Here is a 14339-nt window from a genome sequence, read left to right on the forward strand (position 1 = left end):
GGGGGCGCGAGAGTCCACGTCGGGGAGAACCCTGGTCCGTCCCCGAATCACCTCAGGGCGCGAACGCCAGGTACCCGCGCTCCGCCGCTGCCTGGAGAAGCCACTGGTCCCGGTACCAGCCGGGGATGGCGACCAACTCGGCGTGCCGGCCCCGCTGGATCACCCGACCGCCGTCGAGGACGACGATCTCGTCGAGGCCGGCCAGCCCGCTGAGCCGGTGACTGATCAGCAGGACCGAGTGCCCGGCGGGCGTGGCGGCGAGGGCGGACGCGAGCACCGCGTCGGCGGCGGCCGGGTCCAGCCCCTCGGTGGGCTCGTCGAGCACCAGCACCGGCGGCGCGGCGAGCAGTGCCCGGGCGAGCGCGAGCCGCTGCCGCTGACCGCCGGAGAGCTGACCGCCCTCCTCGCCGACCAGGGTGTCCCAGCCGGCCGGCTGGGCGTGGACCCAGTCCAGCAGGCCGGCGGCCGTCATCGCCCCGGTCAGCTCGGCCTCGCTCGCGCCGGCCCGGCCGAGCAGCAGGTTCTCCCGGACGGTGGCGTGGAAGACGTACGCCTCGGCGAGCAGCCCACCCGCGACCCGGGGCAACTCCTCCTCGCCGTACGCGGACAGGTCGCGGTCGGCCAGGGTGACGTGGCCGGCGGTGGGGCGGACCGCACCCGTCAGCACCGCGGCCAGGGTGCTCTTGCCGGCGCCGCTCGGGCCGACGACAGCGATGCGCCGACCGGCCGGCAGGTCCAGGCTCACCCGGTCCAGCGCCGGCGCGGCGCCGGCCCGGTACCGCACGCTCACCTCGACGAAGCGCAGGTCGTGCGGGCCGGACGGTTCCACCCCGGCGGCGGAGGGCGAGTGGGCGGGCGGGGCGGCGTCGAGGAGAGCGGCGACCCGGGCCAGGCCGGGCCGCAACTGGGTCCACTGCCGGGCCGCCGAGACCAGGGCCAGCGCCACCTCCACGGCGGCGAGGGTGCCGACGGCCAGCACCCCGACGAGGACACCCCGTACGTCGGCGGCCAACGCGACCAGCACCACGGCGGCGGCGGTCAGCCCGGCGACCAGCACCCCGACCGCGTCCACCGCGAAGCCGGTGGCCGCCAACCGGCGTTCCAGGCGAGCCAGGTGGGCGGCCCGCTGCTCGGCGGCGCGCAGCGCGGCGTCGGTCGCTCCGAACGCGGCCAGGTCGGCGGCGCCGTGGGTGAGGTCGACGGCGTCGGTGGCCAACGCGCCACGCAGCGGCGCCACCTCGGCCGCGCTGCGTCGGGTGACCACGGTGGCCAGCGCCGGCAGCGCCACACCGGCGACCACCAGGCCGACGGCGAGCACACCGGCGGCCGGTGGGGAGATCAGTACCGCCCCGAACACCGCCAGCACCCCGACCAGGGCCGCCGCCGCGCCGGGCACCAGGACCCGCAGCAGCAGGTCCTGGACCGCCTCGACGTCGGAGACCAGCCGGCTCAGGACGTCCCCCGAGCGGTGCCCGATGTGGCGACGGGCCGCGAGGGTGGCGAAGACCCGGGCCCGGACGTCGGTGATCATGCGCAGGACCGCGTCGTGCCCGGCGAGCCGTTCGGCGTAGCGGAAGACACCCCGGCTGATGGCGAGGGCCCGGACCGCGACGATCGCCACCGTGAGGCGGTCCAGTGGGGGCCGGCCGGCGGCGCTCATCAGCAGCCACGTGGCGGTGGCCATCAGGGCGAGACCCGCGAACTCGGTGGCGGCGGCGAGTAGCCCGGCGCCGGCCAGGCGACCCAGGTACGGGCGGGCCAGCCGCAGTACGGCACGCTCGGCGGCGACCCGCCCGGTCGGTACGGCGTCGGCCTCCGGCGCGGGGTCCACCGGCTCTGGCACGGTGTTCATCGGGCCACCTTCGGAGTCGGCTCGGGCGTCAGCTCGGTGACCCGCCCGTCCTCGACGCGCAGGACGCGGTCGGCGTCGGCCAGCAGCGCCGGTCGGTGCGCGACCAGCAGCGCGGTCCGGCCCGCGACCAGCCGGCGGGTGGCGTCGAGCACCACCGCCTCACTGGCCGTGTCGAGCCGCGCCGTGGGCTCGTCGAGCAGCACCACCGGCGCGTCCCGCAGGAACGCGCGGGCCAGCGCCACCCGCTGCCGCTGCCCGCTGGAGAGTCCGTGGCCGCGCTCGCCGAGCAGCGTGTCGAGGCCGTCGGGCAGGCCGGCGACCACGTCGTCCAGGGCCGCGTCCCGCACCGCGGTGGCGACCGCCTCTGCTCGGGTGTCCGGAGCGCCGAGCCGGATGTTGTCGGTCAGCGAGGCGGCGAACAGGTGGGCGCGCTGCGGTACCCAGGCGAGCTGTCGACGCCAGGCGTCCAGGTCGGCGGTGGCGAGGTCGATACCGTCCACGGTGACCCGGCCGTCGGTCGGCGTCACGAAGCCGAGCAGCAGACCGAGCAGGGTGCTCTTGCCGGCGCCGCTGGGCCCGATGACGGCGATCCGTTCGCCGGGCCGGATGGTCAGGGTCACGTCGCGCAGCGCGGTGGTCCGTTCGTACGCCACGGTCACGGCCTCGAGGTGGATCTCACCGCGCCCGTCGGGGACGGCCGCGCCCTCGGCGGCGCGGGGGGTGGCCGGCGCGGCGGAGACGGTGAGCGCCTCGTCCAGCGCCGTCAGCCCCTCCATGCTGGCGTGGAAACGGCTGCCGGCTGCCCGCAGCGGCAGGTACGCCTCCGGGGTGAGCAGCAGCACCAGCAGCGCGGTGTGCAGGGCCAGCCCGCCGCCGAGCAGCCGGATGCCGACCGGCACCGCGACCAGCGCCACCGAGAGCGTGGCGACGAGTTCCAGCACCAGCGCGGAGAGGAACGCGATCCGCAGCGTCTTCATGGTGGCGAGCCGGTGCCCGTCGGCCATCCGGCGTACCACCTCGGTCTGTGCCCGGGCCCGACCGAACGCCCGCAGGGTCGGCAGCCCGGCGACCATGTCCAGGAAGTGCCCGCCCAGCAGGGCGAGCCGTCGCCACTGCCGCTCGGTGGCGGCCTGCGCCTGCCAACCCAGCAGCGCGCCGAAGACCGGGATCAGCGGCAGCGTCAACGCGATGATCAGCGCCGAGCTCCAGTCGGCGAGGACGATCCGCGCCAGCACCGCCACCGGCACCGTCACGCTGAGCACCAGCTGCGGCAGGTATCCGGTGAAGTACGCGTCCAGCGCGTCCAACCCGCGCCCGGTCAGGGTGGCCAGCTCGCCGGCCCGCTGCCCCGCCACCCAGCCCGGCCCGTGCCGGCCCACCGCGCCCAGCAGGTCGGCCCGCAGGGTGGCCTTGACCGTGGCGGCGACCCGCGCGGACACCGTGCCCTGCGCCCAGACGAGCGCCGAACGGGCCGCGACGGCGAGCACGAAACCCGCCAGCGCCGGCCGGTTCAGGCGCCCGTCGAAGGCGGTGGCCAGCACCGCCGCCAGGGCGGTGGCCTGCGCGACGATCAACGCGGCGGCGGCCACGCCGAGGAGCGCGAGCACGGCGAGATCGCGCCGGGCCGCGGGGACCCGACGCAGCAGACGCGGGTCGAACGGACGGCGGTTCACCAGTACACCGGTGCCCTACCGTCGGTCCGTCCCCGGAAAACCCACCAGCACATCGCCTGGAAGCCTAGTAGGGCCGGCAGCAGCGGCAGCGCCACCCAGCCCAGCAGCCGCAGCGTCGGCGCGCTCGCGGCGGCGTCGGCCACCGTCAGGGAGGCGCCCGGGTCGGCCGTGGACACCAGCACGTAGGGCCACAGGGCCGCGCCGACCAGCGCCACCGGCAGCGCCAGGGCCGCGCCGGTGGCGACCAGGGCCCACCCCGGCCGCCGCCGCGTCAGCGCCGTCCGGGCCGCCAGCAGCGCCGCCACCAGCAACACCGGCAGGAGTACGGCCACCGCCGGTCGCTGGACGGCGTCGCGTACCCGGTCGGAGAGCAGGCCGACGACGGTGGCGAGGCCGACCGCGGCGAGTGCCACCGGCACCAGCCGGCGGGCCGTGCGTCCGGCCACGGCGGCGGCCTCGGATGGCAGGCGCAGCGTGAGGAACGTCGCACCGTGCACCGCGACCAGGGCGAGCATGGCCAGCCCGGCGGCGGCGGCGAACGGGGTGGCCAGGTGCGACACACCGGCGACGTGCCCGTCGGCCTGGCGGGGTACGCCCTGCAGCAGCGCGGCCAGCACCACGCCCCAACCCAGCGCGGCGAGGGCGCTCCCGACCACGATCACGCGGTCCCAGCGGGCGCGGACCCGCTCGTCGCCCGGTCGGCTCCGCAGTTGCACCCCGGCGGTGACCAGGACGACCCCGACCAGCGCGCCGGCGACCGCCGGATAGCAGCCGGCGAGCAGTTCGCCCTCCAGCACCGGGAAGGCGCCGAACAGGATGCCGACGGCGGCGACCAGCCAGACCTCGTTGCCGAGGAAGAACGGCCCGAGTGCGGTGAGCGCGGCCCGCCGTCCAGCCGCAGTGCCGCCCCGGGCGAGCAGCAGTCCGACGCCGTAGTCGTAGCCGGCGAGCACGAGGTAGCTGGCGAAGAAGAGGCCGAGCAGGGCGTACCAGGCGAGGTCCACGGGTGATCTCCTCAGGCGAGCACGGGTTCCGGCTGGGCCGGTTCGGTGGGTGGGGCCGGTGGGCGGCCGAGAGCCGGGTCGGCGGCGCCGCGGCCCGCGTGCCGGGCGAGCAGCACCCAGTTGGTGACGGCGAGGGTGCCCAGCAGCAGGCTGAAGCCGATCAGCGAGGCGAGCATCACCGGTGCCCCGACCCCGGAGACGGCCTGTTCGGTGGGGAGCAGCCCGTACGCCACCCAGGGCTGGCGGCCGACCTCCCGGGCGATCCAGCCGAGGATCACCGCGACGAACGGCAGCGGCGCGCCGAGCAGGATCAGCCAGAGCGGGAAGCGCAGCCGGATGATCCAGTCCCGGAAGAGCAGCGGCAGCAGGAACCAGACACAGCCGAGCGTGAAGCCGATCAGGATCATGAAGCCCAGCCCGACGCTGGCCAGGGCCGGCGGGGTGTAGTCGCCGGGGCCGAACCGCGTCGTCCACTCGCCGATCAGCGCCTGCGCCTCCGGACTGTTCCCGCCGAACTTGGTCGGCTGTACGGCGCCGACCGGCCCGAACTGCGCGAACCCGAAGCCCTGCACGAGGCTGATCGCCAGCGCCGCGGTTACCAGGCCGATCCGCAGTGAGGTGCGGAAGAGCGCGAAGTCGGGCGTACGTCGGATCAGGTGCCACGCGCTGACCGCCGCCATCAGCATCCCGCCGACCAGGAGCGCGGCGGAGACCACGTGCCCGAACGCCATGCCGAGACTGGGATTGGTGAGCAGCGCGCCGAAGTCGGTGAGGTGGGCGATGCCGTCGCGGACCTCGTACCCGACGGGGTGTTGCAGCCAGGAGTTCGCCACCATGATCCAGAAGGCCGAGGCGTACGCGGTGAGCGCCACCCCCCAGAGCAGCGCCAGGTGGACGCCCTTGCCGAGTCGGTGCCAGCCGAAGATCCACATGCCGAGGAACGTGGACTCCAGGAAGAACGCCACGAGTGTCTCGATCGCCAGCGGGGCGCCGAAGACGTTGCCGACGTAGCGCGACAGGCCGCTCCAGTTCAGCCCGAACTGGAACTCCATCACGATGCCGGTGGCGATGCCGAGCACGTAGTTGATCACGTAGAGCTGGCCCCAGAACCGGGTCAGTCGCTCCCACTTCGGATTGCCGGTGAGCACCCAGGCGGTCTGCATGCCGACCAGCAGGGTGACGAGCCCGAGCGTGACGACCACGAACAGGAAGTGGATCGACGTGGTGGTGGCGAACTGGAGGCGAGCGAGGAGCAGCGTGTCCATGGCCGGCTCTTTCCTAGCTGTTGGCTCCCTTGTCATAGCAACCCTACACGTAGCATGACTACGTATTAATACTACTACGCCACGTAGTAATAAAGATCGCACTGCCCCCAAGATCACCCCAGGCCCCCAGACCCCCGCGATCTTGCACTTGCTGCGGTCACAAAAAGGGCTTAACCGCCTGTATCAACAACAGGAAGTGCAAGATCGGCGCGACCCCGGGGGCGGGGGCGAGGGGGGTTAGGTCAGGAAGAGGGTTAGCGGGAGGGAGACCAGGGTTGCGGCTACCGCGAGGGCGGTGGCGCCGAGAGCGCGGGGCGGTCGGTCGGTGACGAGGAGGCGCTGGACGCGTACGTCGAGATCGCGGTCGCCCAGGCCCAGCGCGCCGGCCGGAGTGACCCGGTGCCCGGCGGCCGCGAAGCGACGCAGCGCACCCGCCAGCGGGGCCTCGGCGTGCAGCTCGCGGGCCTTGTCGTCGGCGCGCATCTCGACCAGCAGGGCGACCCGCTCGTGCGCGTCACGCACCCAGCCGAACCACGGCAGCGCCCGGCAGAGCGCGGTGAACGGCAGCAGCACCAGGTCGTGCCGTTCGTGGGCGTGGGCGCGTTCGTGCGAGAGCACGGCGGCCAGCTCGGCCCGGTCCAGCAGGCTCAGCGTGCCCGCGCTGACCACCACCTGCGGCTTCACCCCGGGCAGGCAGTACGCGGCGGCGCTCGGATGGTCCAGGACGAGCGCCCCCGGGGCGGCCGGGTCGTCCCGGGCCACCAGGGTGAGCAGGTCCCGGTGCCGGCGCTGGGCGCGGATCGTGCCGTGGATGCTGCGGACGGTCGTGGTGACCAGCACCGCGCCGATGCCGAAGCCCACCCCGACGCCGGCGAGGTGCAGCGCCGTCACACCGATCGGCAGGGTGCCGTGGGCGAGATCGCTGGTCAAGGCGAGCAGGGCGCTCCCGGTGGGCCGGTCGTACGCCGCCAGCCCGAGCGCCATCGGCAGCCCCATCGCGGAGAGGCCCAACGCCAACCCGACGGCCTGCCAGCAGACGATCGCCACCCGCGGGCTGCGCCACGTCCAGGTGGAACGGGCCAGCACCTGCGCGGTCAGATAGCAGGCCAGCATGGTGGCGGCGAAGTGCACGGCGTAGGCCATGACGGGCCTACCGCTCCGCTGTCTCGTCGGCCGGCCGTCGGCCCGCCGGCGGATCAACGCGGTCCATCAGCCCGGCCTCGCCGGCGGTCGCACCCGGCCCGGTCAGCCCGGCCTCGCTGCCGAGGGCCGCCCGCAGCACCTCGGCCTCGGTGCCGGTCACCGATCGGGCGAAGCGCACCAGCGCCGCGTCCCGGCTACCGCCCAGGTCGAGGGCATCGAGCATGAGCTGGGCGATGTGCGCCTCGCGGCTGGCCGCCGGCCGGTACCGCCAGGCGCGACCCTCCCGCTCACGCTGCACCATGCCCTTGCCGGCGAGCCGGTCGAGAACGGTCATCACCGTCGTGTACGCCAGTTCGCGGCCATCGAGCGCGTCGGCGACCTCGCGCACGGTCACACCGTCCGACGTGCCCGGGACCACGTCCCACAGCACGTCCATCACCGCACGCTCAAGATCGCCCAACCGAGTCACAACCCAATCCTACCCCCGGTAGTAGACCCCGCCCCCGGGCGGCCCGGACGCTGGTCACCCACCGCAAGATCCCCACAAGAACGGGGATGTTGCTGCCTCCAGCGCTTCGGAAGCAGCAACATCCCCAAAGTTGCGCAGATCTTGGCCGCCTCGACCGCAGCAACCCCGCCGACCGGCAACTCAACGTCGGGCGGCACCCGCAAGCTGACCCACCCGACGGGCGTGGCCCACGTCAGGTTTTCCGGGGGGAGCCCGCCCACGCAGGGATCAAGCCTGACCGCCCGGAGTGGGCGGGCTCCCCCCGGAAAACCCAAGAGGCCAGGACAGAACGATCACACCCCCTTGGGATGCCACACCGTCTTCGTCTCCAGCAGGGCCGTCATCCGGGTCATCCCGGGGTCGGCGGTCCAGTCGTGGTCGGCCGGGGCCGGTCGGAGCACCCGCTTCAGGTTCTCGGCCGCCTTGACCTCCAGCTCGGTGGCGAGCGACGCGTCGGTCACCCCGGTCAGGTCGATCGCGTTGACGTCCAGGTGCGAAGCCAACGTGGGCGCGGTCTCGGTGATCGCGCCGGTCAGGATGTTGACCACGCCGCCGGGCAGGTCGGACGTCGCCAGCACCTCGGCCAGCGTCACCGCCGCCAGCGGTTCGGACGGCGACGCCGCCACGACCACCGTGTTACCGGTGACGATCGCCGGGGCGATCACGCTCACCAGGCCGAGCAGCGCCGGACGTTCCGGGGCGACTACCGCGACCACGCCGGTCGGCTCGGGCGCGGAGAGGTTGAAGTACGGGCCGGCGACCGGGTTCGCGCCGCCGTACACCTGGGCTAGCTTGTCGGCCCAGCCGGCGTACCAGACCCAGCGGTCCACGGCCGCGTCCACCTCGTCGCCTCCGATGCCCAGCGCGACGAACTGCTCGCGGCGACCCTCCAGCATCTCGGCGGCCCGGTAGAGGATCTGACCCCGGTTGTACGCGGTCGCGCCGGCCCAGCCCTTCACGGCGGCGCGGGCGGCGACCACCGCGTCCCGGGCGTCCTTGCGGGAGGCCAGTGACACATTCGAGGACTGCACGAGATACGACCGTCCCGACTCGCTGCGCGGGAACTTCCCGCCGATGAAGAGCTTGTACGTCTTGCGTACCGCGACCCGCTCAGACATTGAGGTACCCCTCCAGCCCGTGCCGGCCGCCCTCGCGACCGTAGCCCGACTCCTTGTAGCCGCCGAACGGCGAGGTGGGGTCGAACTTGTTGAACGTGTTGGCCCAGACCACGCCGGCGCGCAGCCGGTCGGCCATCCACAGGATGCGGGAGCCCTTGTCGGTCCAGATCCCGGCCGACAGCCCGTACGGCGTGTTGTTGGCCTTCTCCACGGCCTCGGCCGGCGTGCGGAAGGTGAGCACCGACAGCACCGGCCCGAAGATCTCCTCGCGGGCGATGCGGTGTGCCTGGGTGACCCCGGTGAAGATGGTGGGCGCGAACCAGAAGCCCCGGTCGGGCAGCTCGCACGGCGCCGACCAGCGCTCGGCGCCCTCGGCGGAGCCGGCGTCGGACAGCTCGCGGATGCGCTCCAACTGGGCGGCGGAGTTGATGGCCCCGACGTCGGTGTTCTTGTCCAGCGGGTCGCCGACGCGGAGCTGGGCCATCCGCCGCTTGAGCGACTCGAGCACGCGGTCGGCGACGTTCTCCTGGACGAGAAGGCGCGAGCCGGCGCAGCAGACGTGCCCCTGGTTGAAGAAGATGCCGTTGACGATGCCCTCGACGGCCTGGTCGATGGGCGCGTCGTCGAAGACGATGTTGGCGGCCTTGCCGCCCAGCTCCAGGGTCAGCTTCTTGCGGGTGCCGGCGACCGACCGGGCGATGGCCCGGCCGACCTCGGTCGAGCCGGTGAAGGCGACCTTGTCCACGCCGGGGTGCTCGACCAGCGCGCGGCCGGTGTCGCCGGCGCCGGTGACGATGTTGACCACGCCGGCCGGCAGGTCGGCCTGCTGGCAGATCTCGGCGAACAGCAGCGCGGTCAGCGGGGTGGTCTCGGCCGGCTTGAGCACCACCGTGTTGCCCGCCGCCAGCGCCGGGGCGATCTTCCAGGCCAGCATCAGCAGCGGGAAGTTCCACGGGATGACCTGCGCGGCCACGCCGATCGGCCGCGGGCCGGGGCCGAACCCGGCGTGCTCCAGCTTGTCGGCCCAGCCGGCGTAGTAGAAGAAGTGCGCGGCGACCAGCGGCAGGTCGACGTCGCGGGACTCCTTGATCGGCTTGCCGTTGTCCAGCGACTCCAGGACGGCCAGCTCGCGGGAGCGCTCCTGGATGAGCCGGGCGATCCGGAACAGGTACTTCGCCCGGTCCCGGCCGGACATCGGACCCCAGACCTTGTCGTACGCCTTGCGAGCGGCCTTGACGGCACGCTCCACGTCCTCGGCGTCGGCCTCGGCGACCTCGGCCAGCACCTCCTCGGAGGCGGGGTTGATCGACTTGAAGCTGCCGCCGTTTGTCGGGTCGACGAACGTGCCGTCGATGAACAGCCCGTACGCGGGCTTGAGGTCCACCACCGAGCGGGACTCGGGGGCGGGGGCGTATTCGAACATCGGCTATCAGTCCAGGGTGAAGTAGTCGGGACCGGAGTAGGTGCCGGTCGTCAGCTTGGTGCGCTGCATCAGCAGGTCGTTGAGCAGGCTGGACGCGCCAAAGCGGAACCAGTCCGGGTCGAGCCAGTCCGGGCCGACGGTCTCGTTGACCATCACCAGGTACTTGATCGCGTCCTTGGTGGTCTTGATGCCGCCGGCCGGCTTCACGCCCACCTGCCGTCCGGTGGCCGCGCGGAAGTCGCGGACGGCCTCCAGCATGACCAGGGTCACCGGCAGCGTCGCCGCGACCGGGACCTTGCCGGTGGAGGTCTTGATGAAGTCGCCGCCGGCCAGCATGGCCAGCCAGGAGGCGCGGCGGACGTTGTCGTAGGTGGCCAGCTCGCCGGTCTCCAGGATCACCTTGAGGTGGGCGTCACCGCAGGCGTCCTTGGTGGCCACGATCTCGTCGTAGACCTCCTGGTACCGGCCGGCCAGGAAGGCCCCCCGGTTGATCACCATGTCGATCTCGTCGGCGCCGGCCTGAACGGCGGCCCGGACGTCGGCGAGCTTGATCTCCAACGGCGCCTGGCCGGACGGGAAGGCCGTCGCCACGCTGGCCAGGTGCACAATGCCAAGTCCGGCCGGCGCGGCGCCGCCCGCATGTCCAGCTCCGCCGGATGGCCGCCCGGACCCGGCACCAGAGCCGCGCAGCACCTCGGCGACGTACGGGACCATCGCCGGGTAGACGCACACCGCGCCGACGTGCGGGCACGACAGGTCGGCCGGGTCCGGGCGCAGCGCCTTCGCGGCCAGCGCCCGCACCTTGCCGGGGGTGTCCGCGCCCTCCAGGGTGGTCAGGTCGACCATGCGGATCGCCAGGTCGATCGCCTGGGCCTTGGCGGTGGTCTTGATGGAGCGGGTGCCGAGCTGTGCCGCCCGCTGCTCCGCGCCGACCTGGTCCACGCCGGGCAGGCCGTGCAGGAAGGTCCGCAGAGCGGTCTCGGATCGTCCCAGCTCGGAGAGGTCCGACCGGGCCGACGTCGTTGTCGCCGTCATGCCGAGAAGTCTACGCACGGAACCGCTGAGTGATCTTGGTCACGGCGGCTGCGGGCGTGAGCGAGGTCGCCGGTCCGCCCGCACCCCCACCGGCACGCCGACCGGACGGGTAGGTTGAGCGATCGTGGACGTACACGTCATTGACCACCCGCTGGCCCAGTCCCGGCTGACCGCCATGCGGGACGCGCGCACCGACTCCTCGACGTTCCGGGCGGCGCTGCACGAACTGACCACCATGCTGGTGTACGAGGCGGCGCGCACCTTCCCCGTCGAGCGGTACCCGGTGCAGACGCCGGTCACCGGCACCGAGGGCACCCGGCTGGCGAACCCGCCGTTGCTGGTGCCGGTGCTGCGGGCCGGCCTGGGCATGGCGGACGCCGCGCTCGGCCTGCTGCCCGAGTCCTCGATGGGCTTCGTCGGCCTGGCCCGCGACGAGGAGACCTACGAGCCGCGCGCCTACATGGAGTCGCTGCCCCGGGACCTGGCCGGCCTGCCGGTGCTGGTGCTCGACCCGATGCTCGCCACCGGCGGCTCACTGGAGCACTCGTGTCGGCTGCTGGCCGATCGGGGCTGCACCGACATCACCGTGCTCTGCGTGCTCGCCGCGCCGGTCGGCATCGAGCGGCTGGAGCGGTCCGGCCTGCCGCTGCGCCTGGTCACCGCCTCGATCGACGAGGGCCTCAACGACAAGATGTTCATCGTCCCCGGGCTCGGCGACGCCGGCGACCGCCAGTTCGGTGGCATGCCCCGGTTCTGAGCGGGACACCCGGTCGGTGCCGGGTCCGGCGGGTCCGCGCGCCGTGGTGCGCGGACCCGCTACCGTCTCCGGCCATGACTGGTGTTGCGCTCGCCGAGGAGCTGCTGCTCCTCGCCTACGACGACTCGACCGGCAAGGCGACCATGCCCCGGATCAGCCTGGACCTGGGCATGGCTGCCGCGGTGCTGGTCGAGCTGGCACTGGCCGGCCGGATCGCGTACGCGGACGGGTCGTTGACCGTGGTCGACCCGACGCCCACCGGCGAGCCGGTGACCGATGGGGTGCTGGCCCGGATCGCCGCCGACACCCCGCACACTCCGGCGTCGTGGGTGCAGCGCCTGCGCCACGGCCTGCGCGACAAGATCCTCGGTGACCTGTGCGCCCAGGGTGTCGTCCGCGATGTCGATGAGACCGAACTGGGTTTCATCCACGTACACCGCTACCCGGTGGTGGACACCTCGGTCGAGGCGGACACCCGCCGGCGGCTCGCCGACGCGCTGGCCGGCGCGGCGGCCCCGGACGAGCGGACCGCCGCCCTCGCCACCCTGGTCGTCGTGCTGCGGATGGAGTCCGCGCTGGGCGTCAGCGGCGAGGAGGCCGCCACCGCCCGCCGCCGGTTGGAGGAGATCGCCACCGGCGCGGGCTTCTCCGGTCAGGTGAGCACCGACGACTCGGTCGTCCGCCCGTCGGTCGGCCTGGTCGTCGCCGCCCTGGCCATCGCCGTCGACCAGGCACTCGGCAAGCGCGCCTGACCGTCGGGGCCAGCCACCTCCGCTGCTCCCTTTGCTCTGCTTCAACCCACGCAACACAAACGGCTGCCGGCTGTTGCCTCCGCTGAAGCAGAGCAAGGGGAGCGGGACAGGTGGGTGGGGCGGTCGCGGTCAGATGCCGAGCGCGGCGGCGACGTCGGCGCGCAGCCGCGCGACCGCCGCGCCGGCCCGGCTCCGGGCGGCGGCGACATCGCCGTCGGGCACCGGCTCCACCACTTCGAGGTACGCCTTGAGCTTGGGCTCGGTCCCCGAGGGGCGAATCACCACCCGAGCCGTCGCGGTACGCAGGATCACCACGTCCGACTCGGGCAGCAGGTCCCGGACACTGTCGACCGGCTGGTCCAGCAGCGTGCTCGGGGTGGCCGTCCGGATCCGGGCCATCGCGTCGGCGATCTCCCGCAGGTCGTCGACCCGGACGGAGAGCTGGTCGGTCTGGTGCACGCCGAACTCGGCGGCCAGCTCGTCCAGCCGGTCGGTCAGCGTCCGACCCTGCGCCTTGAGGCCGGCGGCCAGCTCGGCCACCGTCAGCGCGGCCGTGATGCCGTCCTTGTCCCGGACGTGCTCCGGGGCGACGCAGTAACCGAGCGCCTCCTCGTAACCGAAGACCAGCGGCGCGCTTCCGCCGCCCGCCCGCACGATCCACTTGAAGCCCGTCAGCGTCTCGTCGTAGGGCAGGCCCCGCGCCGCGCACATCGCCCGCAGCAGCGACGACGAGACGATGGTGGTGGCGTAGAGCCCGGTCACGCCGCGCCGCATGAGGTGGTCGGCGAGCAGCACACCCACCTCGTCGCCGCGCAACATCCGCCAGCCCGGTCCGGCCCCGCCCTCGCGGACGACCACGGCGCAGCGGTCGGCGTCCGGGTCGTTGGCGATGGCGAGGTCCGCGCCGGTGGAGTCGGCCAGCGCGATCAGCCGGTCGACGGCCCCCGGTTCCTCCGGGTTCGGGAACGAGACGGTGGGGAACGCCGGGTCCGGCTCCGCCTGGTCCGGCACCACGCCGGGGACCGGGAAACCGGCCCGCGCGAACGCGGCGGTGAGCACCGCCGCGCCCACCCCGTGCAGAGGGGTGTACGCCACGGACAGGTCCCGTGGCCCGCCCGGGTCGATCACGGCGGTGGCCCGCTCGACGTACGCGGCGACGAGGTCGTCACCGAGCACCTCACCGGCCCGCCCCAGCGGCACCTGGGTCAGCGGGCCGACCGCCCGGATGGCGGCCTCGATGCCGGCGTCGGCCGGCGGCACGATCTGCGCGCCGGCGCCCAACTCACCACCCAGCTGCGCGCCGAGGTAGACCTTGTAACCGTTGTCCTGGGGTGGATTGTGGCTGGCGGTGACCATCACGCCGGCCACCGCGCCCAGTTGACGCACCGCGTACGCGAGGACCGGGGTGGGCAGCGGGCGGGGGAGCAGCAGCGCCGCCCGGCCGGCGCCGGTCGCCACCTGGGCGGTGCGTTCGGCGAACTGGCGGGAGCCGCGCCGGGCGTCGTACCCGATCACCAGCGGGCCGGTTCCGCCCTGGGCCGCGAGCCACGTGACCAGGCCGGCGGCGGCCTGGGTGACCACGGCGAGGTTCATGCCGTTCGGGCCGGCGCGCAGCGGACCGCGCAGGCCGGCCGTGCCGAAGGTCAGCGGGCCGGCGAACCGGTCGGCCAGCTCCGGGGCGCTCGCCGGCAGCCCGTCGAGCACCGCCGTCAGCTCGTCCCGGCTGGCCGGGTCGGGATCGTCGGCCAGCCAGCGTCGAGCCTGCTCGCGAATGTCGTCAATGTCAGTGGTGTCCGCCGCCATGCCCCT

At 73.7% G+C, this 14339-nt stretch carries 12 protein-coding genes; 2 read left to right on the forward strand and 10 right to left on the reverse strand.

The features are described from left to right. Positions 1–52 precede the first annotated feature (52 nt). From cydC to deoC, 9 genes are all read right to left on the reverse strand, one after another. Positions 53–1852, reverse strand: coding sequence for a thiol reductant ABC exporter subunit CydC (cydC, locus tag ACQP0N_RS04015; RefSeq protein ID WP_433117636.1), 1800 nt, complete (start codon positions 1850–1852; stop codon positions 53–55). Further along, on the reverse strand, positions 1849–3525 hold the full coding sequence (gene cydD, locus ACQP0N_RS04020) for a thiol reductant ABC exporter subunit CydD (protein ID WP_433117638.1): 1677 nt from the start codon (positions 3523–3525) through the stop codon (positions 1849–1851). The genes cydC and cydD overlap by 4 nt, the downstream gene beginning before the upstream one ends. Further along, entirely contained in the window at positions 3522–4529 is a 1008-nt protein-coding gene (locus tag ACQP0N_RS04025; RefSeq protein WP_433117640.1) for a cytochrome d ubiquinol oxidase subunit II, read from the reverse strand. The genes cydD and ACQP0N_RS04025 overlap by 4 nt, the downstream gene beginning before the upstream one ends. Before the next feature lie 11 nt (positions 4530–4540). Beyond that, entirely contained in the window at positions 4541–5794 is a 1254-nt protein-coding gene (locus tag ACQP0N_RS04030) for a cytochrome ubiquinol oxidase subunit I (protein ID WP_433117642.1), read from the reverse strand. A gap of 237 nt (positions 5795–6031) precedes the next feature. After that, positions 6032–6937, reverse strand: coding sequence for a M56 family metallopeptidase (locus ACQP0N_RS04035; RefSeq protein WP_433117644.1), 906 nt, complete (start codon positions 6935–6937; stop codon positions 6032–6034). 7 nt (positions 6938–6944) lie between these two features. After that, on the reverse strand, positions 6945–7406 hold the full coding sequence (locus tag ACQP0N_RS04040) for a BlaI/MecI/CopY family transcriptional regulator (protein ID WP_433117646.1): 462 nt from the start codon (positions 7404–7406) through the stop codon (positions 6945–6947). A gap of 332 nt (positions 7407–7738) precedes the next feature. Then, entirely contained in the window at positions 7739–8563 is an 825-nt protein-coding gene (locus ACQP0N_RS04045) for an aldehyde dehydrogenase family protein (protein ID WP_433117648.1), read from the reverse strand. Beyond that, entirely contained in the window at positions 8556–9986 is a 1431-nt protein-coding gene (locus tag ACQP0N_RS04050) for an aldehyde dehydrogenase family protein (RefSeq protein ID WP_433117650.1), read from the reverse strand. Before ACQP0N_RS04050 ends, ACQP0N_RS04045 begins: the two co-directional genes overlap by 8 nt. A 6-nt stretch (positions 9987–9992) precedes the next feature. After that, positions 9993–11021: a deoxyribose-phosphate aldolase gene (deoC, locus tag ACQP0N_RS04055; protein WP_433117652.1), complete on the reverse strand. Its 1029-nt coding sequence runs from the start codon at positions 11019–11021 to the stop codon at positions 9993–9995. Positions 11022–11145: 124 nt separating this feature from the next. Here deoC and upp point away from each other — a divergent pair, with 124 nt between their 5' ends. Further along, positions 11146–11778, forward strand: coding sequence for a uracil phosphoribosyltransferase (gene upp / locus ACQP0N_RS04060; protein ID WP_357130340.1), 633 nt, complete (start codon positions 11146–11148; stop codon positions 11776–11778). Positions 11779–11852: 74 nt separating this feature from the next. Further along, a complete protein-coding gene (locus ACQP0N_RS04065) occupies positions 11853–12530 on the forward strand; it encodes a GOLPH3/VPS74 family protein (protein WP_433117654.1) in 678 nt (225 codons plus the stop codon). A 129-nt stretch (positions 12531–12659) separates the two neighbouring features. Here ACQP0N_RS04065 and ACQP0N_RS04070 read toward each other — a convergent pair whose 3' ends face one another. Then, on the reverse strand, positions 12660–14333 hold the full coding sequence (locus tag ACQP0N_RS04070) for a phospho-sugar mutase (protein WP_433117656.1): 1674 nt from the start codon (positions 14331–14333) through the stop codon (positions 12660–12662). Positions 14334–14339 lie beyond the last annotated feature (6 nt).

Origin of the sequence: Micromonospora sp. CA-246542 (genome assembly GCF_050942905.1) — a bacterium.
Lineage (GTDB): Bacteria > Actinomycetota > Actinomycetes > Mycobacteriales > Micromonosporaceae > Micromonospora.